The organism is Streptomyces sp. SID3212 (genome assembly GCF_009865405.1).
Lineage (GTDB): Bacteria > Actinomycetota > Actinomycetes > Streptomycetales > Streptomycetaceae > Streptomyces.
Map to the genome: position 1 here is coordinate 1 of NZ_WWJY01000909.1, position 3,837 is coordinate 3,837.

Below are 3,837 nucleotides of genomic sequence, written 5' to 3' on the forward strand. Positions count from 1 at the left end.
CAAGCCCGTCCGGCGATTGAGGACAAAAGCCGACCGCCACGCGGTCGCCACCGGAGGTACGCGACACTAGGCCCATGCCATCCGTACTGCCCGACGGCGACCCCATGCCGGAGACCGGCGCGCTCCCCCCACACGCCCTCGACGCCGCGCCCACGCGCTCCCTCGGGTTCTACCTGCACGTCCCCTACTGCGCCACCCGCTGCGGATACTGCGACTTCAACACCTACACCGCCACCGAGCTCCGCGGCAGCGGCGGCGTGCTGGCCTCCCGGGACAACTACGCCGACACCCTGATCGACGAGATACGGCTGGCCAGGAAGGTCCTGGGGGACGACCCCCGCCCCGTCCGCACCGTCTTCGTCGGGGGCGGTACGCCCACCCTCCTGGACGCCGGGGACCTCGTACGGATGCTCGACGCCGTGCGCGACGAGTTCGGGCTCGCGGACGGCGCCGAGGTCACCACCGAGGCGAACCCGGAATCCGTGGACCCGGAATACCTCGCGGTCCTGCGCGCCGGCGGGTTCAACCGGATCTCCTTCGGGATGCAGAGCGCCCGGCAGCACGTCCTCAAGGTCCTGGACCGTACGCACACCCCCGGCCGCCCCGAGGCGTGTGTCGCCGAGGCGCGGGCCGCCGGGTTCGAGCACGTCAACCTCGACCTGATCTACGGCACGCCCGGCGAGAGCGACGAGGACTGGCGCGCCTCGCTCGACGCCGCCGTGGGCGCGGGCCCCGACCACATCAGCGCCTACGCGCTCATCGTGGAGGAGGGCACCCAGCTCGCCCGCCGCATCCGGCGCGGCGAGGTCCCGATGACCGACGACGACGAGCACGCGGACCGGTACCTGATCGCGGACGAGGTGCTCGCGAAGGCCGGGTTCTCCTGGTACGAGGTGTCGAACTGGGCCACGACCGAGGCCGGCCGCTGCCTGCACAACGAGCTGTACTGGCGCGGCGCCGACTGGTGGGGCGCCGGGCCCGGCGCCCACAGCCACGTCGGCGGGGTCCGCTGGTGGAACGTGAAGCACCCGGGCGCGTACGCCGCCGCGCTCGCCGAGGGTCGCTCGCCCGGCGCGGGCCGGGAGATCCTGACGGCGGAGGACCGCCGCGTCGAGCGGATCCTGCTGGAACTGCGGCTGTCCGACGGGGTGCCGCTCTCGCTGCTGGCGCCGGCCGGCCTCGCCGCCGCCGCCCGCGCGGTCACCGACGGCCTGCTGGAGCCGGGGCCGTACGACGAGGGCCGGGGCGTGTTGACCTTGCGGGGGCGGCTGCTGGCCGACGCGGTGGTGCGGGATCTGGTGGACTAGCCGCTGGACCCGGTGGACCCGGTGGACCCGCGGGACCCGCCGGACCCGGTGGACCAGCCGGTGGGCTGGACGGTGGGCTGGACGGGGGTGCCGATGAGTTTTCGGTGCGGGGGCGGTCCCCCTGCTGAACCGTGACTTCGGAGAGGTGGAGCCCATGACCACGCTGCACGACCTGCTGCGCGCCCGCGTCGAGGACGGAACCGTGCCCGGCGCCGTGGGCCTGGTGGCCCGGGACGGGAAGGTCGAGGTGGCCGTCGCCGGGGCCGTCGACACCGAGGGCACCGCTCCGATGGCCCGGGACTCGATCTTCCGTATCGCCTCGATCACCAAGCCGATCACCGCCGCGGCGGTCATGATGCTGGTCGACGACGGGCTGATCGCCCTCGGCGACCCGGTCCGGCGGTGGCTGCCCGAGCTGGCCGAGCCCGTGGTCGTCCGTACGCCCCAGAGTCCCGTCGACGACGTCGTGCCCGCCGCCCGGCCGATCACCGTCGCCGACCTGCTCTCCTCCCGCGCCGGATACGGCTTCCCCGACGACTTCTCGCTGCCCGCCGTCGCGCTGCTCTTCAGCGACCTGCTGCAAGGGCCGCCGCAGCCGCAGGCCGTCCCGGAGCCGGACGAGTGGATGGCCAGGCTCGGCCGCGTCCCGATGCTGCGCCAGCCGGGCGAGGCGTGGCTGTACAACATCTGCTCCGACATCCAGGGCGTCCTGGTCGCCCGGGTCGCCGGGCGGCCCCTGGGCGAGTTCCTGGCCGAGCGGCTGTTCGAGCCGCTCTCCATGAATGACACCGGCTTCTCCCTGCCGGCCGGTGGGGCCGACCGGTTCACCAGCTCCTACCGCGACGACCTCACCCTGATCGACGCCCCCGGCGGGCAGTGGAAGGAGCCGCCGTCGTTCCCCTCGGGCGCGGGCGGGCTCGTCTCGACCGCCGACGACTGGTACGCCTTCGCCCGGCTGCTCCTCGGCGGCGGGAGCGTGGGCGGCAAGCGGCTGCTGTCGGCCGAGTCGGTGCGGCTGATGACCACCGACCACCTGACCCCTGCCCAGCGCGCCGCCGGTGAACTGTTCCTGGAGGGCCAGGGCTGGGGCTACGGCGGCTCGGTCGACGTGAAGGCCGTCGATCCGTGGAACGTGCCGGGGCGGTACGGCTGGGTCGGCGGTACGGGCACCGCCGCGCACGTCGTCCCGTCGACCGGCGCCGTCAGCATCCTGCTCACCCAGCGGGCGATGTCCGGTCCGACCCCGCCCGCCCTCATGCGCGACTTCTGGCGATACGCGGCGGGGGAGGCCTGAGTTCGCGGACGCCCGACGTTCAGGGGGCCGGTTCCGTCACGAAGTCGATCAGGCGCTCCACCGAGCCCAGCAGCGCCGGCTCCAGATCGCGGTACGAGTGCACCCTGGACAGGATGTGCTGCCAGGCGGCCCCGGTGTTCTCCGGCCAGCCCAGCGCCCGGCACACGCCCGTCTTCCAGTCCTCGCCCCTCGGCACCCGGGGCCAGGCCGTGATGCCCACCGAGGACGGCTTCACGGCCTCCCAGACGTCGATGTACGGGTGGCCCACCACCAGGACGTCCGCGCCCGTCACCGCCGCCGCGATCCGGGACTCCTTCGAACCCGGCACCAGATGGTCGACCAGGACGCCCAGCCGCGCGTCCGGCGCCGGGGCGAACTCCTCGACCACCGCCGGGAGGTCGTCCACCCCCTCCAGGTACTCCACGACCACCCCCTCGATCCGCAGGTCGTCGCCCCAGACGCGCTCGACCAGCTCCGCGTCGTGCCGGCCCTCCACATAGATCCGCCCGGCCCGGGCCACCCGGGCGCGCGCCCCGGGGACCGCGATCGATCCGGAGGCCGTACGGGTGGGCCGTACCGGACCCCCGGCCGTCGGGCGGACCAGCGTGACCACCCGGCCCTCCAGCAGGAAGCCCCGGACCGCCAGCGGGAACACCCGCTGCTTGCCGAAGCGGTCCTCCAGGGTCACCGTCGGCCCCTCCGCCGTCTTCTCGCAGCGGATCACCGCGCCGCAGAACCCGGTCGCCACCTCCTCGACCACCAGATCCGGCTCGGCGGGCACCTCCGTCGCCGGGGTCGGCTTCTTCCACGGAGGGGTCAGGTCGGGGCTGTAGCTGCGCATGGCCAAGACGATAAACGGACGGGAGGCCCGCTACAGCGACACGCCGAAACGTACCGCCAGCGCGTCCCGCTGGGCCCGTACGAACCCCGCGTCCACCATCGCCCCGTGCCCCGGCACGTACAGCGCGTCCTCCCCGCCCAGCGCCAGCAGCCGGTCCAGGGAGGCCGGCCACCGGGCCGTGATCGCGTCAGGCCCCGCCTGCGGCTCCCCCGACTCCTCCACCAGGTCCCCGCAGAAGAGCACCGGCGGCGAGCCGTCCCCGGCCGGGACCAGCAGGGCCAGGTCGTGGGCCGTGTGGCCGGGCCCCACGTTCGCCAGCAGCACCCGCGCGCCGCCGAGGTCCAGGGTCAGCTCGCCCGACACCGCGTGCCCCGGCAGGACGAGCGCGTCGCGCG

General features: G+C 74.3%; 4 protein-coding genes. 2 read left to right on the top strand and 2 right to left on the bottom strand.

Features of this window, described 5'->3' with window-relative positions; genetic code table 11:
• Nucleotides 1-74 precede the first annotated feature (74 nt).
• Nucleotides 75-1,307 carry a radical SAM family heme chaperone HemW gene (gene hemW, locus GT042_RS27325; protein ID WP_161311391.1) on the top strand — a complete coding sequence of 411 codons (1,233 nt, stop codon included), beginning with the start codon at nt 75-77 and terminating at the stop codon, nt 1,305-1,307.
• Nucleotides 1,308-1,461: 154 nt separating this feature from the next.
• Nucleotides 1,462-2,601 (top strand): serine hydrolase domain-containing protein, encoded by a 1,140-nt coding sequence (locus tag GT042_RS27330; protein ID WP_161311392.1) that lies wholly within the window; start codon nt 1,462-1,464, stop codon nt 2,599-2,601.
• 19 nt (nt 2,602-2,620) lie between these two features.
• Here GT042_RS27330 and GT042_RS27335 read toward each other — a convergent pair whose 3' ends face one another.
• Both GT042_RS27335 and GT042_RS27340 read right to left on the bottom strand, forming a co-directional pair.
• Complete coding sequence (locus GT042_RS27335; RefSeq protein WP_161311393.1) at nt 2,621-3,442, bottom strand: DUF3097 domain-containing protein; 822 nt, start codon at nt 3,440-3,442, stop codon at nt 2,621-2,623.
• Nucleotides 3,443-3,472: 30 nt separating this feature from the next.
• Nucleotides 3,473-3,837, bottom strand: a 365-nt coding sequence (locus GT042_RS27340) for an MBL fold metallo-hydrolase (protein ID WP_345943941.1), incomplete at its 5' end; no start/stop codon positions are given.